The organism is Kosakonia arachidis, assembly GCF_900116535.1.
Taxonomy (GTDB): domain Bacteria; phylum Pseudomonadota; class Gammaproteobacteria; order Enterobacterales; family Enterobacteriaceae; genus Kosakonia; species Kosakonia arachidis.
Genome location: NZ_FPAU01000002.1, coordinates 18,994 through 44,911, shown reverse-complemented (window position 1 = coordinate 44,911; position 25,918 = coordinate 18,994). Strand labels below are relative to the sequence as shown.

At 52.0% G+C, this 25,918-nt stretch carries 24 protein-coding genes and 1 pseudogene; 19 read left to right on the top strand and 6 right to left on the bottom strand.

What is annotated here, in order from left to right; translation table 11 throughout:
• Positions 1 to 243 precede the first annotated feature (243 nt).
• Together BM427_RS08295 and BM427_RS08290 are read left to right on the top strand one after the other, a co-directional pair.
• Positions 244 to 691: pseudogene (locus BM427_RS08295) on the top strand (transposase); the annotation flags it as partial.
• A 255-nt stretch (positions 692 to 946) separates the two neighbouring features.
• Positions 947 to 2,464 (top strand): sensor domain-containing diguanylate cyclase, encoded by a 1,518-nt coding sequence (locus tag BM427_RS08290; RefSeq protein ID WP_341874193.1) that lies wholly within the window; start codon positions 947 to 949, stop codon positions 2,462 to 2,464.
• A gap of 63 nt (positions 2,465 to 2,527) precedes the next feature.
• Here BM427_RS08290 and BM427_RS08285 read toward each other — a convergent pair whose 3' ends face one another.
• Together BM427_RS08285 and BM427_RS08280 are read right to left on the bottom strand one after the other, a co-directional pair.
• A complete protein-coding gene (locus BM427_RS08285; RefSeq protein ID WP_090120804.1) occupies positions 2,528 to 4,213 on the bottom strand; it encodes an NAD-dependent malic enzyme in 1,686 nt (561 codons plus the stop codon).
• A 67-nt stretch (positions 4,214 to 4,280) separates the two neighbouring features.
• The gene (locus tag BM427_RS08280) at positions 4,281 to 5,222 is read right to left on the bottom strand and encodes an AEC family transporter (protein ID WP_090120801.1); all 942 of its coding nucleotides are present in this window, start codon (positions 5,220 to 5,222) and stop codon (positions 4,281 to 4,283) included.
• Between the two features lie 442 nt (positions 5,223 to 5,664).
• Here BM427_RS08280 and BM427_RS08275 point away from each other — a divergent pair, with 442 nt between their 5' ends.
• Positions 5,665 to 6,996: a 2-hydroxycarboxylate transporter family protein gene (locus BM427_RS08275; protein ID WP_090120799.1), complete on the top strand. Its 1,332-nt coding sequence runs from the start codon at positions 5,665 to 5,667 to the stop codon at positions 6,994 to 6,996.
• 29 nt (positions 6,997 to 7,025) lie between these two features.
• Here the strand turns inward: BM427_RS08275 and BM427_RS08270 are convergent, their stop codons facing one another.
• A complete protein-coding gene (locus tag BM427_RS08270) occupies positions 7,026 to 7,931 on the bottom strand; it encodes a LysR family transcriptional regulator (protein ID WP_090120796.1) in 906 nt (301 codons plus the stop codon).
• 139 nt (positions 7,932 to 8,070) lie between these two features.
• Between BM427_RS08270 and speB (BM427_RS08265) the strand changes: the two genes are divergently transcribed.
• From speB (BM427_RS08265) to BM427_RS08250, 4 genes are read left to right on the top strand one after another with little or no spacing between them, the layout of a single operon-like run.
• Positions 8,071 to 9,036 carry an agmatinase gene (gene speB / locus BM427_RS08265; protein WP_090120795.1) on the top strand — a complete coding sequence of 322 codons (966 nt, stop codon included), beginning with the start codon at positions 8,071 to 8,073 and terminating at the stop codon, positions 9,034 to 9,036.
• Positions 9,033 to 10,019 (top strand): agmatinase, encoded by a 987-nt coding sequence (gene speB / locus BM427_RS08260; RefSeq protein WP_090120794.1) that lies wholly within the window; start codon positions 9,033 to 9,035, stop codon positions 10,017 to 10,019. The genes speB (BM427_RS08265) and speB (BM427_RS08260) overlap by 4 nt, the downstream gene beginning before the upstream one ends.
• Entirely contained in the window at positions 10,016 to 10,828 is an 813-nt protein-coding gene (locus tag BM427_RS08255; RefSeq protein WP_090120792.1) for an ABC transporter substrate-binding protein, read from the top strand. Before speB (BM427_RS08260) ends, BM427_RS08255 begins: the two co-directional genes overlap by 4 nt.
• 36 nt (positions 10,829 to 10,864) lie before the next feature.
• On the top strand, positions 10,865 to 12,400 hold the full coding sequence (locus tag BM427_RS08250; protein ID WP_090120791.1) for an amino acid ABC transporter permease/ATP-binding protein: 1,536 nt from the start codon (positions 10,865 to 10,867) through the stop codon (positions 12,398 to 12,400).
• A gap of 150 nt (positions 12,401 to 12,550) precedes the next feature.
• Here the strand turns inward: BM427_RS08250 and BM427_RS08245 are convergent, their stop codons facing one another.
• Both BM427_RS08245 and BM427_RS08240 read right to left on the bottom strand, forming a co-directional pair.
• On the bottom strand, positions 12,551 to 12,769 hold the full coding sequence (locus BM427_RS08245; protein WP_090120790.1) for a hypothetical protein: 219 nt from the start codon (positions 12,767 to 12,769) through the stop codon (positions 12,551 to 12,553).
• The gene (locus tag BM427_RS08240) at positions 12,766 to 13,275 is read right to left on the bottom strand and encodes a host cell division inhibitor Icd-like protein (protein WP_090120788.1); all 510 of its coding nucleotides are present in this window, start codon (positions 13,273 to 13,275) and stop codon (positions 12,766 to 12,768) included. Before BM427_RS08240 ends, BM427_RS08245 begins: the two co-directional genes overlap by 4 nt.
• Before the next feature lie 324 nt (positions 13,276 to 13,599).
• Here BM427_RS08240 and BM427_RS08235 point away from each other — a divergent pair, with 324 nt between their 5' ends.
• Entirely contained in the window at positions 13,600 to 14,412 is an 813-nt protein-coding gene (locus tag BM427_RS08235) for a DUF4225 domain-containing protein (RefSeq protein WP_090120787.1), read from the top strand.
• 7 nt (positions 14,413 to 14,419) lie between these two features.
• Here BM427_RS08235 and BM427_RS08230 read toward each other — a convergent pair whose 3' ends face one another.
• Entirely contained in the window at positions 14,420 to 14,749 is a 330-nt protein-coding gene (locus BM427_RS08230; RefSeq protein ID WP_090120786.1) for a hypothetical protein, read from the bottom strand.
• Positions 14,750 to 15,252: 503 nt separating this feature from the next.
• On the opposite strand from BM427_RS08230, the gene BM427_RS08225 reads away from it, so the two are divergent.
• From BM427_RS08225 to BM427_RS25260, 11 genes are all read left to right on the top strand, one after another.
• Entirely contained in the window at positions 15,253 to 16,209 is a 957-nt protein-coding gene (locus BM427_RS08225) for a PDR/VanB family oxidoreductase (protein WP_090120784.1), read from the top strand.
• Positions 16,206 to 17,411 carry an amidohydrolase family protein gene (locus BM427_RS08220; RefSeq protein ID WP_090120783.1) on the top strand — a complete coding sequence of 402 codons (1,206 nt, stop codon included), beginning with the start codon at positions 16,206 to 16,208 and terminating at the stop codon, positions 17,409 to 17,411. The genes BM427_RS08225 and BM427_RS08220 overlap by 4 nt, the downstream gene beginning before the upstream one ends.
• A complete protein-coding gene (locus tag BM427_RS08215; protein ID WP_090120782.1) occupies positions 17,401 to 17,856 on the top strand; it encodes a RidA family protein in 456 nt (151 codons plus the stop codon). The genes BM427_RS08220 and BM427_RS08215 overlap by 11 nt, the downstream gene beginning before the upstream one ends.
• A gap of 14 nt (positions 17,857 to 17,870) precedes the next feature.
• Positions 17,871 to 18,749, top strand: a complete 879-nt coding sequence (locus BM427_RS08210) for a creatininase family protein (protein ID WP_090120780.1) — start codon at positions 17,871 to 17,873, stop codon at positions 18,747 to 18,749.
• A 14-nt stretch (positions 18,750 to 18,763) separates the two neighbouring features.
• Positions 18,764 to 19,735: an ABC transporter substrate-binding protein gene (locus BM427_RS08205; RefSeq protein ID WP_090120779.1), complete on the top strand. Its 972-nt coding sequence runs from the start codon at positions 18,764 to 18,766 to the stop codon at positions 19,733 to 19,735.
• Complete coding sequence (locus BM427_RS08200) at positions 19,732 to 20,565, top strand: ABC transporter ATP-binding protein (RefSeq protein WP_090120778.1); 834 nt, start codon at positions 19,732 to 19,734, stop codon at positions 20,563 to 20,565. The genes BM427_RS08205 and BM427_RS08200 overlap by 4 nt, the downstream gene beginning before the upstream one ends.
• On the top strand, positions 20,562 to 21,365 hold the full coding sequence (locus tag BM427_RS08195) for an ABC transporter permease (protein ID WP_090120777.1): 804 nt from the start codon (positions 20,562 to 20,564) through the stop codon (positions 21,363 to 21,365). The genes BM427_RS08200 and BM427_RS08195 overlap by 4 nt, the downstream gene beginning before the upstream one ends.
• 23 nt (positions 21,366 to 21,388) lie before the next feature.
• On the top strand, positions 21,389 to 22,780 hold the full coding sequence (locus BM427_RS08190; RefSeq protein WP_090120775.1) for an FAD-binding oxidoreductase: 1,392 nt from the start codon (positions 21,389 to 21,391) through the stop codon (positions 22,778 to 22,780).
• 101 nt (positions 22,781 to 22,881) lie between these two features.
• Positions 22,882 to 24,159 carry a TonB-dependent receptor gene (locus BM427_RS08185; RefSeq protein WP_090120774.1) on the top strand — a complete coding sequence of 426 codons (1,278 nt, stop codon included), beginning with the start codon at positions 22,882 to 22,884 and terminating at the stop codon, positions 24,157 to 24,159.
• Positions 24,160 to 24,961: 802 nt separating this feature from the next.
• Positions 24,962 to 25,345: a RidA family protein gene (locus tag BM427_RS08180; RefSeq protein ID WP_090120773.1), complete on the top strand. Its 384-nt coding sequence runs from the start codon at positions 24,962 to 24,964 to the stop codon at positions 25,343 to 25,345.
• Positions 25,346 to 25,620: 275 nt separating this feature from the next.
• Complete coding sequence (locus BM427_RS25260) at positions 25,621 to 25,917, top strand: hypothetical protein (protein WP_139234395.1); 297 nt, start codon at positions 25,621 to 25,623, stop codon at positions 25,915 to 25,917.
• Position 25,918 lies beyond the last annotated feature (1 nt).

Here is a 25,918-nt window from a genome sequence, read left to right as displayed (position 1 = left end):
TGGTGTCGTTTTTTCAGATTAAGAATGTATAATATATTTTACTTTATTCATTTACTTTTCATTGCTGAAAATGGTTTTGAGTGTGTGGTGAGATAAAATAATTTACATGCAATTTCGGCGTACACTTTAAATTAATAGACCAGGCTGATGGCAACACAAATTAATTTGTAGATCGTTACGATCTATACCATAAATGAAGTTGGAAAGTTTAAGTGAGTAAACTCTCAACTAGAGGTAGCTCACATGACAAAACCAGTATCAAACAGCAAAACAGCCCGTAAACAGTACACACCTGAATTCCGCGATGAGGCCCTGAAACTGGCAGAACGTATTGGCGTCGCTGCCGCTGCTTGTGAACTCAGTCTGTATGAATCGCAGCTCTATGCCTGGCGCAGCAAGCTAAAGAATGCCCATTCCTCTTCCGAACGTGGGCAGGAAATGTCTGTTGAAATCGCCCACCTTAAGCGGCAACTGGCTGAACGGGATGAACAACGGCCATTCTCCAGAGGGCCGCGACATACTTCGCGAAGCGCCTGAAATGAAGTATGTCTTCATTGAAAAGCATCAGGCTGAGTTCAGTATCAAAACCATGTGCCGGGTGCTGCATGTGGCCCGTAGCGGCTGGTATGCCTGGCGCAACCGGTCGCAGCGTCATCAGTGCCCGTCAGCACTGCGACAAGCTTGTCAGTCACGTCTCTGCCTGATGTCCTTGCGAAATTATTCTGATTCTTGCTATTAATCGCAATCACAAGAACTTATTAATCTTTCATATAACACTTTATTATTAGCCAAAGCACGGCTATGCTTCATGTGTTAATGCCTAAAGTTTAATGAAAAATATATTTGCTTGTTGATTACAATGATTTCTACCAGGCGTGATATTTTTAATGGTAAAGGTTCACGGTAATGAAGGTATTTAAGACGTGATTTGGGCCAATGGTAAACCATGATGAAGAAACAGATTTTTATTGGGTTGACAATTCTTACTGTTGTCTTCTTCATGATATCGATCATTTTGTCCATCAATATCTGGATTACCCGTGTACAGACCATCAACGATCTTAATACCAATGTTTCGAACTTGAGCCATACTCTCAATCTTTATTCCGAGGGTGTCATCCGCCAGGGTGAGATGTTTATAGATAATCTTTCTGACATAACCGAAATTTATGGTGAAGACAAAAATAAACTTGCCAATATAAAGAAAATTCTTGCTGGGCAGAATGAATTTCTCGAGCAGATCAATAATGTTGTTATTTATGATGTTAATGGAAATAAGCTCATCGCATTACATGAAAAGTTTAATGGTCGCGTCAATAGTGCAGACCGTTTTTTCTTCATCTACCATCAGAACAATACATCTAAAAAAATTTTTATTGGTCCTCCCGTAGTAAGCCGGACGAACGGGAAATGGGTGATAACCATCAGTCGCCGGCTGGATGATCATCTGGGCAGGTTTGCCGGTGTCGCCCTTCTCACCCTCAACATTGAAAATTTCCTTGAAACGTTTGGCAATATTAACATTGGGCATTCTGGTGCTATTGGATTAACAAGCGAGTCCGGAATATTGCTGGTACGTTATCCTTTTGATGAAAAATATATAGGTCGGGTTATTTCGGATTCACCGCTTTTTACAACATACCTGAAACATAGTGATTCCGGTACCGCAAGAAGCCTCTCTCGCTTTGACAATATACAACGGATATATGCATTTCAAAAAAATAAACGATATGGCTTCGTGACGACTGTCGCCATAAGTGTCGATGAAGGATTGTCGTCCTGGAAAAAACAATCAGAAATGTTGAGCGTGATTGTCATTTTCCTGATGGGGGGAGTGATAACTTCTGCTTATTTTATTTTGCGGGACATTCACCGGAGGGTATACAGCAATCGTGAGTTGTCAAAAACTACGGCATCACTTATGACAGCGAACAAGAAATTAACGGCGATGGCGGCTGAAGATAGTTTAACCGGGCTGGCTAATCGTCGAAAATTCGATGAGGTATTGCCCCGCGAAGTATTACAATGCGTCGTAAATAACCACTCAATATCCTTGATGCTTATTGATATAGATTACTTTAAAACATATAACGATAATTACGGGCACTTAGCTGGCGATGACTGTTTACGACAAGTCGCAACATCCATTAAAAAAACAGTAAAAGGTGGCTCTGCACTGGTGGCCCGATATGGTGGCGAAGAGTTTGTTGTGATTCTTCCTGCAACAGATTTGATCGCAGCAGAGAAGAACGCTAAAAAAATAATTCAAAATATTTGTCAGGAAAATATTCCTCATGAATATAGCCCGTTTGGAATAGTGACCGTCAGCATTGGTATTGCTTCTGGCCCTGGTCTGGCAGTGAAAGGCAAAGAGAAAATGCTAATCGAATACGCTGATGATGCGCTTTATCATGCAAAATATGCCGGGCGTAATGGCTTTATCTCCTCAACGCATCTGTTTTAGTTAATCTCGGACAGGCCTTGCTTAAAGCACGGCAGAATATTACTGACTCTGCCGTGCTGATGCTCAGAACGATGCGCGTTTGTACGCTTTATAGCGCGCATCCCAGTAGATATTGTCGAGACGTGTTTTTAATTCCTCTTCACTCATCACCGGGCCGACACCCTCCTGCTGACCCGCGTGGGCTACCTGCAGGGCGATGGCTTTCGATACGCTTTCAATGATATCGACAGGTGGCAGCAACCCTCCTTTCTCTGTATTCGCCAGCGGGGAGAATGCTGCAAGGGTTTTGCTGGCCACGCTCAGCATGGCGTCCGTGACGCGAGTTAACTTGCCCGCCAGTATGCCCAGGCCCAGCCCCGGGAAAATATACGCATTGTTGCATTGGGCTATTTCGTACGATTCGTTCTGATAAAAAACCGGCTCAAAAGGGCTTCCCGTTGCAATGAGCGCGGCTCCCTGCGTCCATTCAATCACGTCACGGGGCTGGGCTTCAGCGCGCGAAGTCGGGTTCGACAACGGCATGATAATGGGACGGGAACAGTGACGATGCATCTCTTTCACGATTTCTTCACTGAAAAGACCGGGTTGTCCGGAAACGCCAATCAGTACGTTGGGATGGACATTACGCACCACGTCCAGCAGAGAAATATTCTCTGAATAGGTATCCCAGTCGGCGATAAGGTGACGTGGCGTGACAAGTTTTTGCTGGAAATCCAGCAAATTAGGCATGTCATCTGTCAACAGGCCAAAACGATCGATCATGAAAATGTTGTTGTGTGCTTCATCCGGGGTCAGACCGTCTTCGACCATCAGGGCAATGATTTTCTCCGCGATGCCACATCCTGCGGAGCCGCTGCCAAGGAAGACTACGCGGAGATCGCGTAAGCGTATTCCCGCAGCCTGTGAGGCGGCAATCAGTGTACCGGTCGTGACCGCTGCTGTTCCCTGAATATCATCGTTAAAACAGCACAGTTGGTGGCGGTAACGGTTCAGAAGTTTGGTCGCATTTTTCTGGGCAAAATCTTCAAATTGCAGGAGAACATTGGGCCAACGCGCTTTGATGGCATCAATGAACATATCCATAAATTCGATATAGTCGTCGTCACTGATTCGCGGATGACGCCACCCCATATACAGCGGGTTTTCAAGGTGTTTGCTGTTATTGGTGCCCACATCCAGCATGATAGGCAGCGTCGATGCCGGGTCAATTCCGCCGCAAGCGGTATATAACGACAGTTTTCCAATCGGGATCCCCATCCCACCGATGCCCTGGTCGCCGAGACCGAGAATGCGTTCTCCATCGGTAACGACAATGACGCGAATATCATTCCGTGAAAAACTTTGCAGCATTTCATCAATGCGGTGCCGGTCCGGCCATGAGATAAATAACCCTCTGGCGCGGCGATAAATCTCGGAAAAATGCTCACAGGCTTCGCCAACTGTTGGCGTGTAGATAATCGGCAAGGTTTCCTGCATATGACAACGCAGAAGATTATAAAAAAGTGTCTCGTTGGTGTCCTGAATATTGCGTAAATAAACATGGCGGGAGATATCTTTTTTAAAATGACAAAATTGTTGCCATGCGCGTTCTGTTTGCTCTTCAATGGTTTCGACGTTATGCGGCAATAGCCCATGCAGATTAAAGGCCAGACGTTCATCGTCAGTGAATGCCAGCCCTTTATTCAGTAACGGGTTCTCCAGTAATACGGCACCATTATAAGGCGTATAAAGCGTTTCTTTGCGTAACATTATTGCTGCTCCTGACTAAATAATAACGGCACGGCTGCCGATGTATCGGGGATAACAGAAAAGAGGCTCATGAAATCAAATAGATCATCACGCCTTCAGTTAATACGCCGATTGCAGTGCCAATAAGAATGGAAGAGGATGCGGATTCGATATACGTGTCGCTGCGCAGGGCGAACATGCCCGCAGCGATAGCAGACGGTGTCGCACCGATAATCACGACCTGCTGCATTAACGTGTGGCTCAGGCCAAATGTCAGCCCGGCGACGGCCATCATGGCGGGTTGGATCAGATTTTTGATGCTGATATTGGTAAACGTCTGGATATTCAGCGATGGGCGCTCACCGTAAAACAGCAGACCGAGGGCAAACAGCGACAGACCACCGGCAATTTTACCCACCATCTCAATCGGCGAACTCAGCAGATGCGGTAACTGCACACCGGCCAGACTCAGCACTACGCCGGATACGGGGATCCAGACAATCGGGTTACGCACCGCCCGCAGTAAATTCTGCATAATCAGTTTGCCCGGATGTAGCGTTTCAAGGTCGGTACCTTTATCGCCCATGCGGATTAAGATAATGGTCAACGGAATCATTAATACGCTGGTGACTAAGTTGCCAATGAGCACACCTAAAAAGCCTTCCGGCCCAATCAGCACGGACAGTACCGGCGCGCCAAAATAGGCCATATCAGGAAAAGCGCAAACCAAAGACTGTATTGCACTGGTCTTGATATCATGACGAAAAACGTAACGCGACAGGATCAGCGTCAGTAAGTATGAGCCCATAAGGCCAATCACCAGCACAGCCATAAACGAGAAGTTTTTGATTTTGTCCGGGTTGGTGTTCAGTGCTCCGATAAAAAGATGAAAGGGCAAGGCAAAGCGAATCACCACCGTTGCTAATACAGTGGCATCCTTACGGTGCGTATAGCCTAATTTTCCACTTAGCCACCCTAGTAACATAATAAATACTAAAGGAAATAAAGATTGTAAGAGTAGTGAAGGCATAAAATGTCCTGTCTTTGTTTTAATTGAAATAGTTTTCAGGCAGAACTTTATCTATCGTATTTACTTTCAAAGGTGATAAAAATCACACTTCTTACGTTTTAATTAGTTTCAAAAAGAATACTTTAATTAAATGGCAAGGTTGGCGTGCTAAGTTTATATTTTTTATGGAAGTATCCAATGCATGTATTTGTGTGGTTATTTTATTTACGAATGGCCTGTTTAAGTTATTTAAATGTGAATTACTACGGCACTCACAAATTTAATAAGCAGTAACCATGGGGCACTTTACAGGTCGAAGATTATGATATTTATTCAATCATAACTTGCTGGTGGCAATATTTATTTTATTGGCTTTATTTTTTTAAGCATTTTATCCTATTACGAATAACCCACGGTTATTCCTGACCCACTGTTAATTATTAATAGCGAATCAGGTGAAATAATGAAAGATAATTCTCTCTCTTCCTCTGTTAACGCATCCCCTGCGGGTGCACAACTTTCGCGCCTGCACGGACTTGAAGTCGGCGCCGTACCCTTGCTGCTATTTATCGGCATTGCTTCGATTGTCGCCATTTCAGCCATCGCCGGTTTATTGCCGAAAAACATGATTGGCGGCCTGGCGGTGATCATGACGCTGGGTTTTGCTTTTGCCAAAATTGGCCGTGTATTACCGGTGCTAAAGGACATCGGTGGGCCAGCAATATTGTGCCTGATGGTGCCCTCAGCACTGGTTTATTTTGGCCTGTTTGAAGCGCATACGTTAGCCACCGTCCATTTGCTGATGAAGGAAGCCAACCTGCTTTATTTCGTCATTGCCTGTCTGGTTGTTGGCAGCATTCTCGGCATGAACCGGGTGATCCTGATCCAGGGCATGATCCGCATGTTCGTCCCCTTGGTGGCCGGCACAGTAGCCGCGGTACTCACCGGACTGTTGGTCGGCGCATTATTTGGCTACTCACCGTATCACACCTTTTTCTTTATCATTGTGCCGATCATTGGCGGCGGTATTGGCGAAGGCATTTTACCTTTATCGCTGGCCTATTCCGCTATTCTTGGGCAAACCCCGGATATTTACGTCGCGCAGTTGGTGCCTGCTGCCGTGGTGGGAAATATTTTTGCCATTATCTGCGCGGGTGTACTGGCGCGTATTGGCCTCTATCGTCCCTCATTAACCGGGAACGGGATGCTGATTCGTAGCGATCAGGATAATCATATTTTTGCCCAGTCCCATGGTTCGCAGCAGACCGATTTCCAGCTGATGGGAGCCGGGTTACTCCTGATCTGCGCTTTCTTCATTGTGGGTGGGTTACTGGAAAAAGTGGTTCATATTCCGGGCCCCGTTCTGATGATCCTCTTTGCCGTACTCTGTAAGTACGCCAGGGTGATCCCCTCCAGCATGGAGCTCGGCGCGCACAGCTGTTATAAATTTGTCTCTGCGGCATTAGTCTGGCCACTGATGATTGGGCTCGGCATGCTTTATGTTCCGCTGGAAAGTGTGGTTGCGGTGTTCTCTGTCGGCTACGTTATAGTGTGCGGCGCTGTCGTCATTGCCATGGCGCTCAGCGGTTATTTCGTTGCCACAAGGTTAAATATGTATCCGGTCGAGGCGGCTATCGTGACCAGTTGTCATAGTGGCCTGGGGGGAACGGGGGATGTGGCTATCCTCTCAGCATCCAACAGAATGGGATTGATGCCCTTCGCACAAATCGCCACCCGCATTGGTGGTGCCTCGACGGTCATTTTTGCAACCGTGTTGTTAAGCTGGCTCGTCTGAACCACCGGCCCGCAGTTCCGCTGCGGGCGTTAACGCCGCGTTTTCCAGGATTTCGATGCGCTGCGCAGTAAATCGCGTAGCGTGCGGATCAGGATCTCTTTGCTGCGCCCGCGACGGAAGATCAGTGAAAACGGCGCCTGGTAGCCGTAATCGGTCGGCAGCAGGGCGCGCAGGCGTTGCTGCTGCACCCACGGCAGCGCGTAGTGCTCCGGTAAATAACCAATGTATTTTCCGGACAGGATCAGCATCAACTGTGCTTCCATACTCTCCACACTGGCCACGCTCTGTTTAAAGCCTTTTTTACCTAAATCTGCCGCGCTCCAGTAACTGCGGGTCACCATGCGCATCTGCGAAATATGCGCGACGGTCGGATGGCGCACGCCGAATAATTCGTGCTGATCGCTGCAATATAACCAGTGCTGCTCGCGGTACAGCGGGTGCGAAACCACACTGTTTCCCTGTAATGAAAAGGTGCCGACGGCGATATCCAGTTCGTTATTTAAAATGCCATGCAGCAGGGCGTTCGGGTTTTTGATTTGCAAATTCAGGTGCACAAGAGGAAAGAGATCGCTGAATTGTCCAATCGCATCGGTGATCGGCAGCATTGGGTCGGTAATGGTCGAGTCGATGACGCCAAGGTTGAGCGTTCCACCCTGTTCACCGCGCAGCGAGGCGGTGTAGCGCTCAAAGTTTTCCAGCGTATTCAGTAACGTCATGCTTTGCTGTAAATAGGCTTCGCCTTTCGGCGTTAGTGCAAAACCTCCCCGGCCCCGGCGGCAAAGCACAAAACCCAGCTTCTCTTCCAGCTCACTCATGTAATTACTGATGGCCGATACCGTCAGGTTGAGATCCTGTTGCGCGCTGGCAAAGCCCTGATGTTTCGCTACGGTGACGAAAATATGCATTAACCGCAAATTGGGGAATTTTACAGCCATGACAGTCGATTGCCCTCTTTTTAGCGCATCATTAGTTTTCACTTTTCTAAACTAATTTTTTGTATTTTGCTATTTTTTCGCCGTTTCTCCCTGGTGCACTATCTCCGCAACACACCTGTATTGCGAGGAGCGAATCAGCATGGAAACCCTTTTTCACCAGCCGCAGAGCGGTAACGAGATGCCACGTTTCGCCGGGCGCAGCACCATGATGCGTTTGCCGTACTGCGATACGCCGGCCGGGCTGGATGTGGCGTTTGTCGGCATTCCGCTGGATGTTGGTACGTCCCAGCGGGCCGGTACCCGTTATGGCCCACGCCACATCCGCAGCGAATCGGTGATGATTCGTCCGTACAACATGGCGACCGGCGCAGCGCCGTTTGAGTCGTTACAGGTGGGCGATATTGGCGATGTGCCGATCAATACCTACAGCCTGTTGAAGTCTGTCGATCTTATCGAAGCATTTTATAGCGAACTCAATGCGTGGCCGGTGATCCCGCTGACGCTCGGCGGCGATCACACGCTGACGTTGCCGATCCTTCGCGCGCTCGCCAAAAAGCATGGCCCGGTTGGGCTGATCCATGTGGATGCCCACACCGACACCAACGACGAGATGTTTGGCGAGAAGATTGCCCACGGCACGACCTTCCGCCGGGCGGTGGAAGAGGGGCTGCTGGACTGTAAACGTGTGGTGCAGATTGGTCAGCGCGCGCAGGGCTATGCCAGCGGCGATTTTCAGTGGGGTGTGGATCAGGGATTCCGCCTGATCCCGGTGGAAGCGTGCTGGCATAAAAGCCTGACGCCGCTGATGGCGGAGATCCGCGACATGCTCGGCGACGGGCCGGTCTACCTCTCCTATGACATTGACAGCATCGATCCTGCCTGGGCACCGGGTACCGGCACGCCGGAAGTCGGCGGCCTGAGCGCGATTCAGGCGCTGGAGATCGTCCGTGGCTGCCGGGGGTTGAACCTGATTGGCGGCGATTTGGTGGAGGTTTCTCCGCCTTACGATATTAGCGGGATCACGGCGCAGCTTGGCGCCAATCTGCTGTACGAAATGTTGTGTGTATTGCCCGGTGTTCATTATCAGGGGGAAAAACATCTGTGAATCATTCAATACAAGGGGATTACCCGCAACCGCAAAGCGGCGAAATTCCGCGCTACAGCGGCCTACCGACCTTTTTTCGCCTGCCCTTTGGCGCGCAAATTGCATCACTCGATATCGGTGTGGTCGGCGTGCCGTGGGATGGCGGTACCACCAACCGGGCGGGAACCCGACATGGACCGCGTGAATTACGCAATGCCTCCAGCCTGGTGCGCCGGATGCACCCGGTGACCTTTCAGTCGCCGTATGACCTGGCCCGTGTTGGTGATTTGGGGGATGTGCCGGTCAACCCAGTGGATGTGCAGGACACGCTGGCGCTGATCGAGGCCTGGTACCGTGCGCTGCATGAGTCAAAGGTGATGCCGTTGACTGCCGGTGGCGATCACCTGACAACGTTACCCATTTTGCGGGCACTGGGGCGTGAGCAGCCGCTGGGAATGATCCATTTTGATGCACATTCCGATACCAATGACACCTATTTCGGCGGCGAGCGTTTTACCCACGGCACACCGTTTCGCCGTGCGGTAGAAGAGGGCGTGCTGGATCCGAAACGTACCGTGCAGATTGGCATTCGCGGCGCGTTGTTCAGTGAAAAGGATCATGGCTGGGCTGAGGCCAACGGCATCACGGTGATCCGCATGGAGCAGGTGGCCGAAGAGGGGATGGCGGCTGTCATGGCGCGGGCCAGAGCCATCGTGGGCCAGCAACCGACCTATGTGAGTTTTGATATTGATGTGCTGGATCCGGTTTACGCGCCGGGAACCGGAACGCCGGAAATCGGCGGGCTGACCTCGCTACAGGGGCAGCAAGGGATCCGTTTATTACAGGGGTTAAATCTGGTGGGAGCCGATGTGGTTGAAGTCTCACCGCCATTCGATCAGGGCAATCTGACCAGCCTGACCGGTGCCACCATGATGTTTGAACTACTTTGCCAGCTTGCTGATGCGCATCATCAGCGGCGGCTTTCTACAGGAGCAGGGGAATGAAAAAAATGAAAATGTTACGTGGACTTTGCGCCGCAGCGGCACTGATAGCAGGCATGTCGGCGGCCAGCGCCGCAGACGGTATTCTGACGCCCGGTGAGCTGAAAGTCGGTGTGGAAGTGGCCTATCCTCCGTTTGAATCCTGGCAGGATAATAAAATTGTCGGTTTTGATGCTGAGCTTGCGCAGCTCCTTAGCGAGCAAATGGGTCTGAAACTGCAACTGGTCGATACCAAATTCGCCGGGTTGATCCTCGGGCTGGGGGCCAATCGTCACGATACGGTGATTTCTGCGCTGTACATCACCGACGGGCGCACCGCGCAGGCTGACGCCATACCTTATGCCGATACCGGGGCCTACATTATGGTGCGCAGTGACAGCAAGGTCGAGCCAAAAACCGAGCAGGATCTGTGTGGCTTAACGGTGGGTTTGCAGCAGGGGACGTCCTGGGTAACCAAACTGCGTGATTTGTCGGAAAGTTACTGCAAAGCGAACGGTAAAGAACGTATCACCGTGAAAGAGTTCCCGACCGCGCCGGAGACGTTGCAGGCTCTGCTTTCCGGCAATGTGCAGGCGCAGGTGGATATTGCTGGCGCGGTGAGTATGTTCGCCGAACGCAGTAATGGCCGGGTCAAAATCACCTCGCCGAAGACGATTTATCCGCAGACGCTGGGGATTTATGTGAAGAAAGGCAACACCGCGCTGAAAACCGAAATTACCGCCGCGCTGAACGCACTGCGTGAAAACGGCAAATACGCTGCGCTGCTGCAGAAATACGCCCGTTATGGCATCACCGAAACCCAGATGCGCTGATAGCGCCTGGGCTCACCAGATAAGGGAGCGGCAAGCATGACATTTAACTGGGACTATTTCTTTTCACTGTTTTCGATGGCGGCTTTCTGGCAGGCCAGCGTCACCGTAGTGGAACTCAGCGTGCTTGCTTGGTGCGCGGGACTGGTGCTGGGGTTTGTGGTTGCCAGCGCCAGGTTATCCGGCCCTCTCTGGCTGAAAAGCCTTTGCCAGGTCTACATCTGGTTGTTTCGCAGTGTGCCGTTGCTGGTGCTGGTGGTGTTTGTTTATAACCTGCCGCAAATGTTCCCGGCCAGCGGTGTGGTGCTCGGCAATGCTTTTTTTGCCGGGCTTCTTGCCACCATTCTGGTTGAAGTGGCCTATATGGCGGAGATCCACCGTGGCGGCCTGATCTCGGTGGCGAAGGGCCAGCACGAAGCTGGTCACGCGCTGGGTTTCAGTTACCTCGGCATTCAACGGAAGGTCGTTATCCCGCAGGCGCTGCGCATTGCGTTACCGGCGCTGGTGAATGAGTTTATTACCATTGTTAAACAGACCTCGCTGGTGTCGGTGATTTCTCTGCCGGAACTGTTGATGACCGGCCAGGGGCTCTACGCGGAAAACTTTCTGGTGATGGAAACACTGGCGGCAGTGGCAGTCTATTACGTGTTGATCGTTTCCGTTTTCAGTTTGCTGTTCCAGGTGCTGGAGCGCTGGGCGAACGTGCAGGTGAAAACCCCGCAAACCCTGCATGATAGCCAGCTTGATGCGCTGCGCCAGCAGGCTGTACCGTTGGCTAAACGTCATGCTGGCGAACAGCACGGCGCGCCAGACGCACTGTTGATGAAACAGATCCAGAAAACCTGGGGGCAAAACCAGGTGTTTAAGGATATTGATTTGCGGGTTGCGCCCGGCGAAGTGGTCAGTGTGATCGGGCCTTCCGGCTCCGGGAAAACGACGCTTATCCGCAGTATCAACGGGCTGGAAACGCTGGACAGCGGTGAAATTGTGCTGTTTGGTGAGAGCTTTATTCAGGCTGGCGACAATCGCCACTCCCGCTTACGTAAGCAGGGCATTCGCCGCATCGGCATGGTTTTTCAGGGCTTTAACCTGTTCCCCCATTACACCATTTTGCAGAATGTGATGCTGGCGCAGCGTTATCATCAGCAGCCGGAACAGGAATCTGCACGGCGTGCTCAGGCGCTATGGCTGCTGGATAAAGTGGGTCTGCTGGCGCATATGAACAAATATCCACATCAGCTTTCCGGCGGGCAGCAGCAGCGGGTCGCGATTGCCCGTGCGCTGGCGTTGTCTCCTGACATCATGCTGTTTGATGAACCGACTTCGGCGCTGGATCCGGAACGCGTCGGCGAAGTGCTGAAAGTGATAAGCGACCTCGCGCGGGAAGGGATGACTATGGTAATTGTGACCCACGAAATGGATTTTGCGCTGGCGATTTCCGACCGCGTGGTGCTGATGGATAAAGGCACTATTCAGGCCGATACCACGCCGGAAAATATCCGCCACGGCGAAGCGACACCAGAGCTGCAACGCATCCGCCAGTTTATGGGGGTGAATAGCGCGAAAGTGGCATGACGTTGTGCGTGTATGGCTGTGAAATAACAACCCCGCCGGGTGAAGATCGGGCGGGGTTTTTATATTGGCGGCGAGTTTACGAAATCTGCCCAACGCCATTCTGGCGCTAATGGGTTTTATCGCTGCGGCAGGTCAGTCGTTGATTTATCGCTATTCCTCCCCGCATTGCCCGCGCTGATGGCAGCGTTCAATGATGGCATCAAGCTGATCCGTTATCACGCTCAGTAAAGAAATAAGCTGTGAGTATTGAACCGGCCCGCAGTGCATTGTGGTGGTGTTTTCTGCGGCCAGTTCGCTGAACAGATGACCCATGTTGCGCAGGTGCGCCAGATAGTTGAGATCGTCGATGGAGATGGTGGGTTGTTTCATATCTGTACCTCCGCAACCGGCAGACGCGCCGCCAGAGAAAGGATGTATTTTGTCACCAGAGCGCGGAGGGCGGTTCGTTCATCATTGGCGATGGTGCGAAGCATATGGATACGCGGCGCGCGCCCGGCGCGATAAAGCGCGGTGAAGACAACGGCAAATTGCGGGTGTGACAGGGTGAGGGTCGTAGCCATAGTGGCAACCTCCTTGAAGTAACGGTTAATGCTACCACTGGAGCTGCAAATCTCATGGGTGGTAGCCCGGACAGGGTTTGCAGTACCGGACTTCAAGGAAACCGGCCAGCCCGAAGGCTGCCCCGCCCGGGCCACCATTATCTGAAAAGGGAGTGGTGAAACACCACAACCAGAAAACAGGTGTGCCAGAGCCGCGACATAAAAAAACACGCTCAGCGCGTGATGTGTCGCCTTGAAGTTAGGCGGGCTGCAAATCCCGGCTGCCGATTTTGCGACAGCCGGGAAACTATACGTGCAAACATCGAGCAGAAGCAAGGCTGGAAGTGGCGTTTATCGGGAAGGCTCGATAAATGGAATATTCGCCGCGGGTGGTTTGATGAGTTTTTCAGTGAGGGTAATTTAGACGGTGTTGGTTTTGTTTTACCCGAATCTGTCGGTAGGTTTTTCTCTGGAAGGGAATGGCGCGAGCGGGATGTTCACTTGTCCATAAATGACGCTGAGATGTCTTTAAACCCGTGGCGATTAATGCGAGGAAGATGATAGATCCACATCATTTAGTCAGTCAGCTTACTCCTACACGATTATAAACAATCATGCTAACGTATATAAAACGTCCAGAAAACGCTTCGAGGGAAAGAGTTGGATATATACATTGGCAATAATCGTTTCTCAAATTATTTCACGACCATGGCTATGGCGGAGACTAATAGTCTGATGAATACAGCGATGGCGGTATCTGCTTTTCACCTTGGTGATGCACTCATACGTATACGGTTTCAGGATGAAGTGCGTGATTTTGCACGTCGTCAGATTGCAGCAATCAAAAATAGCGCCAGCGATGAAGAATGTCAGCGTTGTATTCGGAATATCAGGGAAGAAACGGAAAACCTCAGAATACAGGATCGCATGTTAAGAACGGGTGAGTCTGTAATTGCCGCATCAGTTCAGATATATCAAGAGAATGGTAAAATTGCTGGCTATGTTATCGATGGGATTGGCGTCGTGGTTGCCGGTCTGCAAATGGCCGCTGGGGCAGGAGTATTTGCCTCTTCACTCCCTACAGGAAATGTTGTCGGTATGATTGCAGGCGCAACTTTATTTCTGAACGGTACCTCATCAGTTGCAGAAGGAATCCAGAAGCTATCTGGTTCAGATAACCCTTCAAATCTGATGCGGGATACCTATGAAAACTCAGCACAATTTCTCGGTTTTGATCGTCGGGTTGGCCTTCTGGCATACCAGCTTGTTGATTTAACGACCTCTTATTATGGTATTTTCAAATTTACGTTAAAGCCGGATGTGTGGCGCCTTTATCGTTATACCACCCCTGATTTTTACCGAAAGGTTTCGACTATGAGTCGCGCAGCCCTTGTGATTAAAGGTACTGGTGCAGGGTTGAAAGGGCTTCAGATAGGCAATAACATTTATGAAATCCAGCACAGCCAAAATTAAGTTGTGCTTACTTTGAACCTTTCATGAGCTTCCAGGCCTTCCATGAAAGGTTCAATGGTATTATGTAATAAACGATAGCCATGCCAATGATTACAACCGGAATGTAACTTAAAATCACAGGTGCTGGATAGAAGATGAAAGCGACAGCAAAAAGGACAAACAATAAGATTAAACAAATTACCCCGGCGTAGAATCGCTTACTCAAATCTTTTATCAATGTGGTAAACGATTCGTCGGTGTTTTCCTGACGGGACAGAACCTCTTTCAAACGGGATATATTTTTTTCTGTAAAACCGTTATCAAGCAGATCTTTTTCAGTAATATTTTTTTTCCCCATCCTACCTGTCCTAGCCGAAAGATTTTATACAAGGCAGTCTACCTGCATGTGGAACTGTTTGGAACCGTTCAGGCCGTCGTATATGGCTGCATCGGGGCCAGGAATATTCCTGGATTACAAATTGAACCGAATCAATGAGGCGCACTTCGCCGCGTCCAGCGGGATTTCGCCCGTCGCCGTCATACGTAATCCTGATGGATGACGTTCAAACAGCAGTATATCCAGCCGCTTTTCCACCCCTAAAACCGTTGGTCAATAGAGGACGTTGACATATGCATCGTCCTACAAGCCTTGCGCAGTGAACCCTGGCGGGCCACGCCGGTGAAAGAGAGCCGATTTTGCGAGCAGCGGAACATCACCGGCGTTCTCTTTTTTGCAACACTTTGTGCGAATTAAACGGATGGACGTTTACACATTGGCAACATAATAATCGCAATTACGATAAAAACGAGACGACGCGCGGCCTTCCGGCTGATGACGTGTCCGTGGTATGCAGGATTATCATGAAGCAGGCAGAGAATCTCGCTGTCACCGTCATCGCAAAGCAGTTCAACGGTGCTGGCAATGTATTACTGACCCTGGCGTCTGCCAGCGGCCATCCACTACCGGCGTTCACTCCCGGTGCCCATATTGATGTGACCATTCCCGATTGCGGCAAGCGGCAGTATTCGCTGTGTTCCGTCGCCGGTGAAGCGCATTACCAAATTTGCGTCCGTCTCGATGAGGGATCGGGTGGCGGCTCGCGCTGGCTGCATCATCAGGTGCAAACCGGGGCGAGCTTAACCATCTCCGCGCCACGCAACCATTTTCCACTGCCGCAGGCACCGCGCACGCTGCTGTTCGCGGCCGGTATCGGCCTGACGCCGCTACTGGTCATGGCGGAACAACTGGCGGCGCAGGATGCCGATTTCACGCTGCATCTGTTTCTTAAACGCCATGATGAACTGCCATTCAGCGCACGGCTGGAGCAACTTGGCGCGCGCGTGGTGCTGCATTACAGCAGCGAAGGTGACAGCCTGCGTCAGCGTGTACCGGACGATCTCAAACGGCCGCACGACAGTGCACTGGTGAGCTGTGGCCCGGCGGGTTTTATGGATCATCTGCATCAATTAGCGCTGCAATACGGCTGGCGGGCTGATCAATTGCACAGTGAAAAATTCAAAGCCAGTGTTGTTACGCAATCGGTTGCTGGTGACACCTTCGCGGTTGAAATCGCCTCCAGCGGGGCGCGTTACACCGTCAATGCCGATGAAAGCATTGCGGAGGTGCTGTCGCGTGCCGGGATCGACATCGAACTCTCCTGCGAACAGGGAATGTGCGGGGCCTGCATTACTGGTGTGCTGGAGGGTGAGCCGGATCATCGCGATGAAGTATTGAGCCAGAAAGAGCGCGCTGCCAATGACTGTATTGTGCTGTGTTGTTCGCGCGCGCGTTCCCCTCTCCTGGTACTCGACCTGTGAACGTGTATTCGGGCGCGACAGGCGCACGTTTACCCCGCTGGTTGCTGCCGCAGGACTGGCCGATGCATGGCGATCAACCGGCGCTGGCAACCCTGCATTTTCGTGAACAGGGCACGCTGATCGAGCCGCATCGGCATGTTAGCGGCTATCTTGCGCTCAACAGTGCGCTGGTGCTGCCAGCGCTGATTGAACCCCATGCGCATCTCGATAAAACCTTCACCGTGCAGCGCAGCCCGGCTCAACAGCCCGGCCTGTTGGCCGCCATCGCCGCCATGCATAAAGACCGGGCGTGCTGGAGTACTGATGATCTGCGGCAGCGTGCCAGCCAGGCGCTTAACTGGGCGGTGGAGGCCGGTGTGGGTTTGCTGCGCACCCATATCGACTGGTTTACCGCCGATGCTCCGCTGGCATGGCAGATCGTGGGGGAGTTGCAGCATCCGCTGTGCACCATTGAACGTGTGGCGCTGGCCCCGGTGACCTTTTTTGCCGATGCCGCTCAGGCGGATCATATCGCCGCCCAGGTCGCCGCCAGTGGCGCGCTGCTTGGGGGATTTATTCATAGCAGCAACTGGGATGCCCGGGCGTTTACCCATTTATTGCAGGCGGCGGAACGCTGGCAACTGGATATCGATCTGCATATCGACGAAGAACTGAGCCACGATGCGCAGGGTTTGCGCTGGCTGGCGAACTATTTACAGCAACATCCGTTTAACGGACGCATTACCTGTAGCCACGCGTGTGCCCTGGCGCAGCAGGAGGACTTTGCGACGATCCTTGAGGTGCTGGCGCAACATCGCGTCACCCTGATTGCGCTGCCGCTTACCAACCTGCTGTTACAGGACGCAGTGCCGGGACGCACCCCGCGTCAGCGCGGATTAACGCTGATTAAAGAGGCGCAGGCATACGGTATCCCCTTGCTGTTAGGGGCAGATAACGTGCAGGACGCGTTCTGTCCGGTTGGCAGCTACGACCCGCTCGACACGCTGTTCAGCGGCCTGCTGAGTGCGCAACTGGGTATGGCTTTTGATGAGGCATCGGTACTGATTTGTCAGCGCACGGCGTTGCATGACGGCGCAAATCTTTTGGCTAACGATTTTGTCATTTTCCCTGCTGCCGAGGCGGCAAGCTGGCCACTGCGTAGCCGCAGTCGCTATCGGTTGAAACAGGGGATCTGTTACGGGGAATTCAGCAATGACGCTTGAAGCAGGGGCGGGTAAACCGCTGGCGAAGTATGCCGCGTGGCGACGCGCGGGCGATTTTATCTTTCTTTCCGGCATTATCCCGGTGAACCCACAAACCGCGCTGATTGTGCGTGGTTACGACGATATCCCTGCCGGGGCGCAGCAACTGCTGGGGCGCACCGGCGAGTTCTCCACCGATATCAAAGAAGGGCCGATCCTGGCACAAAGTTGGTATGTGCTGGAGAGCATCCGCACCACCATTGAGAGCGCGGGTGGCCAGATGAGCGACGTGATCAAACTGGTGCAGTACTTCCGCAATCTGGATCACTTTCCGCATTACAGCCGGGTGCGCAAGTTGTTTTACCCGGGTACGCCACCGGTTTCTACCGTGGTTCAGGTAAGCGAAATGCTGCCCAGCCCGGATGTCTTAATTGAAGTTGAAGCGACGGCGTGGTTGCCGCAATAACACGAGGAAGCAAGATGTTACATGGTTATATTCCGGCAAACCGCTTTTTGCCGTATCTGAGCTGGACCGATATCGCCACGTTGGACGACAAAGCCAACACGGTGATTGTGTTGCCGACCGGGGCGATTGAACAGCATGGCCCGCATCTGCCATGTGCGGTGGATAGCGTGATTTCCTCCGGGGTGGTCGGCCATGCGCTGGCACGTTTACCGGCAACGATCCCGGCTTACGCCATTCCGCCCATCACCTATGGTAAATCGGACGAGCATCTGCATTTCCCCGGCACCCTGACGCTGACCGGTGAAACGCTGCTGCACACTATTCTGGAGATTGGCGAATCGCTGTACCGCGCCGGTTTCCGCAAGTTCCTGATGGTTAATGGCCACGGTGGTCAGCCGCAGCCGTTGCAGATGGCTGCGCGCGAACTGCGCCTGCGTCACGGCGACATGATCATCATCATGCAGGACACCTTCAAAGTGCCGAATTGCGCCGAAAGTTTTATGGACGAGCAGGAACGCCAGATGGCGATGCACGCCGGTCATGCCGAAACCGCGCTGATGCTGGCGCTGGCACCGGATACCGTGCAGATGGACAAAGCCGTCGCCAACTATCCACCGGCGTTCCCGTGCCCGACGCTCTCCCGCACCCGCCCGATGGCGGCCTGGGCGTCATATGACTTTGGTCCGAGTGGCGTGATCGGCGATCCGCGTCCTGCAACCAAAGCGCAGGGTGATGCGATTCTGGATTCACTGGCGACCAGTTGGGCGCAGGTGATTACCGAAGTACATCAAATGGAATGGGTAACACGCGCCGAACCGGCGTGGGGCACCGGGCAGTGGCAGGGCAAAGTAGTAGACCAAAACGACGCAGCATCATTATTACCACCGCGCTAATTCGGGGATCGGCTATGAAAAAAACATTGAGCATTGTCGCTGCGTTTTCCGTGGCACTGTCGGCCCAGGGAATGGCTGCCGAGAAATTTACCTTTATGACCAACTGGTATGCTCAGGCTGAGCATGGCGGTTTTTATCAAGCCCAGGCACAGAATCTGTACCGTGATGCCGGTCTGGACGTCACCATCAAAATGGGCGGGCCACAGGTGAACACTATGCAACTGATGGCGGCAGGGCAGGCTGACTGCATCATCAGCGATAACATGCAGGCGCTGGAATCCTGGCAGCAGGGTGTGGAAGCGGTACCGGTAGCCACCACCTTCCAGCATTCAGCGATTGTGTTTATCACCCACCCGGATGTTAAAAACCAGGCCGATTTGCAGGGTAAAACTTTCTTGTTAGCCGCCGAAGCCTATACCTCCTACTGGCCGTGGGCGAAAAGTGCGCTCAACCTGAAAAATGCCCGCGTGCGCCCGTATACCTTCAGCGTGCAGCCGTTCCTCGCGGATAAAAACCTGGTACAGCAGGGCTACGTGACCTCCGAACCTTTTGCGGTGCAGAAAGCCGGAGCGCAAGCCAATGTCTATCCGATCAGCGACTGGGGCTACCCGCCCTACGGCAACAGCATTGTGTGCATGAAATCGACCATCGAGAAACGTCCGCAGGCGGTCGAGGCTTTTGTTAAAGCTTCAATGCAGGGCTGGAAAAATTACCTGGCGAATCCGGCACCGGGCAATGCGCTGATTAAGAAAGAAAACCCGCAGATGACCGACGAACAGATCGCCTTCGGTATCGCCCAGATGAAGAAGTATCAGATGCTGACCGGTGGCGATGCGCAGACTGGCGGTATCGGCATCATGACCGTTCCGCGTCTGAAGCAGACCTGGCAACTGCTGGTGGATAACAAGCTGATCGATCCGGCGAAAGTCCCGTTTGAGGGCAGCTACACCCTGAAATTCATTCAAGATGTGAAGGTCATGCCATGAATGCCACCAGCCGACTGACCCTGATGAGCAATGATGTGCAAGTGGTGCCACGGCATGTGGCACCCCCGGCGATTGAAGTGCTCTCAGCCGAGAAAATTTACCCGAATGGTACGCGTGCGTTGCTGCCGGTGGACCTGACGATTCGCCAGGGCGAATTTGTCTCGCTGCTCGGTCCGTCCGGCTGTGGCAAAAGTACCTTGTTAAAAATGATCGCCGGATTGATCGAGTCGAGCGATGGCAAACTGATGCTGTTCCGTCGCGATAGGCGGGAAAAACAGCACGATCTGTCGTTATCGTTCGTTTTTCAGGAGGCGACGCTGATGCCATGGAGCAGCGTGCATAAAAATGTGCGCCTGCCCCTCGACCTGGCCGGTGTGCCGCGCGCTGAAGCCGATACCCGTGTGCGTGAAATACTCGAACTGGTCGGCCTGGGGCAGTTTGGTCATGTGCTGCCGCGTGAGCTGTCCGGGGGGATGCAGATGCGTGTGTCGATTGCTCGCGGCCTGGTGACACGCCCGAAAGTGTTGTTGATGGATGAACCCTTCGGTGCACTGGATGAGATCACCCGCAACAAGCTGGATAGCGATCTGCTGAAACTGTGGCAGGAGCAGAATCTGACGGTGGTGTTTGTCACCCACTCGATTCAGGAAGCAGTATTCCTGTCGCAGCGCGTGATCATGATGGCGGCACGACCGGGCCGCGTGGTGGATGACATCAGCATTGATGCGCCGTTTCCGCGGGATGATGAGTTTCGCGTCAGCCAGCAATTTACCCAGTATGCCCAGCAGTTGCAGCGCGGTTTGTTTGCCGCCAGTCAGGAGAGCAAATGATGAAAAAGCCCTTAGCCGCACAGCGTAAATTTCAGCAGTGGTTTTTCCCGGCGCTGTTTGCCATTGTGCTGCTCTTGCTGTGGCAGTTCCTGGTGACGACGCTGAAGGTGCCCGCCTTCCTGGTGCCGTCGCCGCTGGTGATGATGCAAAGCCTGGTGCAGAACTTCCCGACGCTGTTTATGTCGCTGCTCTACACCCTGAAAATTACCGTGATCTCCTTTGTATTGGCGATCGTGATTGGCTCGATCGTGGCGTTTTTGCTGGTGCAGAACCGCTTTATCGAAAGCGCATTGTTCCCCTACATCGTGTTTTTGCAGGTGACGCCAATTGTGGCGATTGCCCCGCTAATCATCATCTGGGTGAAAGACACCACTATGTCGCTGGTGGTGTGTGCCACGCTAATGGCGGTATTTCCCATCATATCCAACACCACTCAGGGGCTTCGCAGCGTCTCGCCGGGCCTGTTGAGTTACTTCAAGCTTAACCATGCATCGCGGTTGCAGATTTTACTGCGCCTGCGCATTCCTTCGGCATTGCCGTACTTTTTCGGTGCGCTGCGTATCTCCAGCGGCTTGTCGCTGATTGGCGCCGTGGTGGCGGAGTTTGTCGCCGGTACCGGCGGTACCGACACCGGGCTGGCCTACCAGATTTTACAGGCCGGTTATCAGCTCAATATTCCGCTAATGTTTGCCGCGCTGTTACTGATTTCCCTTGCGGGGTTCCTGCTCTTTGCCCTGATGTCGTGGCTGACGCGCCGCGTACTGGCTGCCTGGCATGAAAGTGAACTCAGCCCGAACTGATACCTCAACTACAGGAAAGAAAGATGTCTGATTCCGATCGTCAGTCTGCACTGGCGGCGCTGGTCGCAGCGTTGCCTGAACTGGACTGGATTAAAGATGCGCCTAAGGTTAAACGCCTGTCGCGCGATTTTCATTGGTTCAGCCCGGTGTTGAAACCTCAACTGGAAGAGAAATTTGCCGAGCTGGCAGTGCGCCCCCGTGATGAACAGGAACTGGCGTCAGTGGTGGCGGCCTGTGCGGAACGTCGCATCCCGCTCAATCTGCGTGGGGGTGGCACCGGCAACTACGGTCAGTTGATCCCGCTGGAGGGCGGGGTAATGGTCGATATGACCAGACTGAACGCGGTGGTGAGCATGGGGCAAGGTACGGTGCGCGCGCAAGCCGGGATTCGTCTCAGTGACCTCGAAGCCCATACCCGACCACTCGGCTGGGAGCTGCGTTGCATTCCCTCCACCTGGAAGCTGGCGACGCTCGGCGGCCTGTTTGGTGGGGGTTTTGGTGGCGTGGGTTCCATCAACTATGGCCCGCTGGCATCCCCCGGCAATGTGTTGTCCGTGAAGCTGATGACGATGGAAAAGACGCCACGCATTCTGATGCTCCAGGCACCTGACGCCTTACTGCTGCATCATGCTTACGGCAGCAACGGCATTGTGCTGGAGATCGAACTGGCGCTGGCTCCGCGCCACGACTGGATTGAACGTCTCGACACTTTTGCCAGTTTCCCGGCCGCAATGGCGTTTGCCGATGCGCTGGCGAAATCGCCGGGGCTGGTGAAGCGTGAGGTGGCGGTGATGGCGGCACCGGTGCTGGATTATTTCACCGATCTTGCCGATGCGGGTACGACGGGCCAGCATGGCGTGATTTCGGTGGTCGGGGTGGAGAGCGACCCACTGATGCCATCGTTGCTGGCACAGCATGATGGCCGAAGCGCGCTGCATTTTGCCGAGGGTGAGAATCACGGGCATTCTTTGATTGAATATTGCTGGAACCACACCACGTTGCAGGCACTGAAGGTCGATAAAACGCTGACCTATCTGCAAACGGCCTATGCGCCGGAAAATTATCACCAGCAGGTGCTGGCGATGGAAGCGCAATTGTCAGATGAAGTGATGTCGCATATTGAGTTTCTGCGCGATGTTAATGGCACCCTGACCTGTAGCGGCTTGCCGCTGGTGCGATATAGCGATGAAGATCGCCTGAACGCTATTATGAATATTTATCGTGATAATGGGGTGAAAATTAATAACCCGCACGTTATTCATATTGAAGATGGTAAACAAGGCGTTGTGCGGGCAGATGTTGTGGCGATGAAACGTGCCTGCGATCCGGATAATTTACTGAATCCTGGTAAATTACGCGGCTGGGAAATACGCGATACATTGGCGGATGTGAAAATAACCGGCATAAATAATTAATCCATAATAAATTTTTTTACAGTAAAGCATGCCACCGACCGTTCATTTATTGTGCGGGTGGCATTGCTTTGCTCTTTTCAATAGTGACGAGGCTTGGGATTATGCAATTAAAAGCACTAAGTGTTGCGTGTCTTGCTGCGCTGTTTTTCCCGTTTACTCCCGTTGCACTGGCGGCGACACAGAGCAATATCAGCGATTGTCAGTACGATGCGAGTGGTGTAAATAGTTTCACCGATATTTTTACCTGCGGTACTGTGAGCGGCAGTTTGCGCACGCTGTATTATTCAACGCACAACGCGTATTTTTCTAAAGGTTTTAATCAGGATACCGTGAGTTACGGTGGCAGTATAAAATATGAAACTGCGCCGTTTTATGGTTTCCGTGCCGGTGTCAGCGGTATTTTCCTGCGCGGAATTGATCATCCGGATGAAGCACATACTATCGGTGATATTGGTGATAATCAAACTAACGTTGGTGAGGCTTATTTAAGCTGGCAATGGGATGATTTTAAAATTACAGCCGGCGATCAACGAATTAATATTCCTTTCGTCGGGGATTACGACTGGCGTATTACGCCTATTTTATTCCGTGGTGTCGATGCGAATTACGGCGACAGCACTAATTATCTGCATGCCACCAAAGTCTGGCGTTATAAACCGTGGGGCGACGATCAATTCCTGAATACCACGGCCTACACGGATGTGGATGAACGCACTAACGGCATGTGGGCGTTGGGTGGGGGGCGCGGTACGCAGTGGGACGGCAAAAAACTCACCGGCCAGTTGTGGTATCAGGAGTATGCTGATTATACCCGCCTGGTGTATGGCGAGAGCCATTTACAATGGCAGGATACGCTGTTCCAGCCGGATTTGGGCGTGCAATTTATTCGCGGCACCAGTCTGGGCAAAGCGCTGGCTGGTGAAGTGAACAGTACCTCTTATGGCACCCAACTGGCGCTGACCTTTACCCCGGACCTGAGCTGGAAACTGGGCTATGACCACATCGCCGCCAGCGGCAATAGCTGGGGCAACGGTTCTCTGGTGACGCCTTACGCGCACAACACGTCATCGGGTCCTTATTTTGCGCAACCGTTCTTCACCAGTACCCAGGATCTGGGAAGCGGCAACGCTTATATGACCAACCTGAATTACGTGATGAATGAAAACCTGTCACTGGGGACGCGGTATTCGTTTATGGATCTGAAACCGTCCCCGTCTTCGGCCAGCATTAATCAGTCGGAATATCTGGTGTATTTCACCTGGAGTTTCAGTGGCGTGTTGAAAGGATTGAGCCTGACTGATTTCGCCGGGGTGCAGACATCACCGCTGTATGATTCGCATTTCTGGCAGAACCGTTTAAGCCTGCAATACGACTTTTAAATCGCCGGGAGGCTTCAGTGCCTCCCGTTTTGTTGATTTATCGCGCATTTAGACACGTGCCACACGGTTTCTGGCTCAATACTCACCCTTCCTGTCAGCCCGCGACAATCAACAACAAACTGCCCGCCATCGACGTCGTGTCATCACTTTCGGTATCGCTGTTTTTAGCGCTTTTTTAAAGAGCCAAAGCACATCCACTGAAATTTCCAGAAGCGACAAGGTCTACTTCTGACATGAAGCAGTCGATTGCTAACTGGAGTGTACAGACTATCTTTCCCCGGCTTGGCGAAACTGCCCTGTCAGCCGATATCCTCAGCGAACTGGAAAACAGGAAGAATAAATGAACCTGTAACATTATCTGTCCCTGCTGGCTGGAGGATGTTTCTTATGAACGCCGTGCCCCATGTTATCAGCGGCGTTCTGGGCAGAGCGTTTCAGTCACCCTTTGTCACACCAGCCGGCAAAGGGCTTTCATCATCGATGGTCAATGTCCTGTGGGGGATACCCGTTTTATACCTCAACGGGTAAGAAGCGTTGTGGAAGTGATAAAGCAGTTACTGCCACGGAGAACAGAAATGTGCTGATGGCCGATAAGCCAGACCCTGTTGCATTCTGCAAAGCATAAATTTCTCCATCCGCTTTGGTACGACGCAGCCAGTATAAAGGGCTGGTATGTGCGATATGCTGACAGGTGAGATCAGGCACTTTATTATGTCAAACTATCTGGTAAGTCTGTGGTCCTGGCCAGGCATAATGGTTTGGTACATGCTGGCATTTATTCAGTCATCCATTTGAGAAAAACATGAAAAAATCGATAGTTCCTGAAGAGTTTCAGCATTATTTCAATGACTGGCATTTCTCTCCCATCATCGAAGCAGATGGCACAGTATATCTTTCAGGTGTTACCGCAGCACGCAAGGACAAACCGATAAGTAAACATCCTGAAGAACAATTCCATGATGCGTTTTATAAGCTGGGTGTTTATTTGAAGGCGGCCGGTTTGGACTATGAAAATATACTTGAGATGACCACTTTTCATGTTGATCTAAAAAAACATATAGACGTTTTTTCTAAAGTAAAAGATGAGTATATAAAGGCACCATACCCGGCGTGGTCCGCCATTGGTGTATCAGAATTCATTCCAGAAAATGCGCTTGTGGAAATGCGAATTGTGGCTAAAAGGTAATTTTCAGGCTTGTGACATGCTCCCCGTTGATTAGTACGCGCTGATTAACGCATCGGAAACAAGCTACTACGGCCTCTATGTGACGCTCACCACCGTTTGGGAAGCCAAAAGCGTGACGCAGGTGATACAACGCCTGCCAAACGCCGCTTTTGGCAATTACATCGCGATGCTGTCTGGCTATTTTCCTTTCTTGCGAAACTCGTTCACATTCCCTTCTTATTGGCGGGCTATTTTCCCTCTGGTGAAGCTTTTTTAACCAAAACGTGGAGAACAGCATGAGAGAATTAACGAAGACATTCTTTGCCACTGCCTTTATGGTTTGCACTTTTTCCGTTAATGCTGCAACAGAGGGCGATATAAAACCGCCGCCTTTACAAAGGGATAGCCCGCCCATGCAGGGCCCTGCGCCACTCGTGTATGGTGTTGTCCAGCAAACCACCACCCCGGTCGATGCGTTAAACAATGTGGTTAAAAATCTTCCTGCGCTGGAAAATGGGAAGCGTTATGAAGTCCGGCTGGAAGTGAGGGAGCTGGCGCCCGTGCCCACACCGCCAGTTCCCCCGGCACCATAGT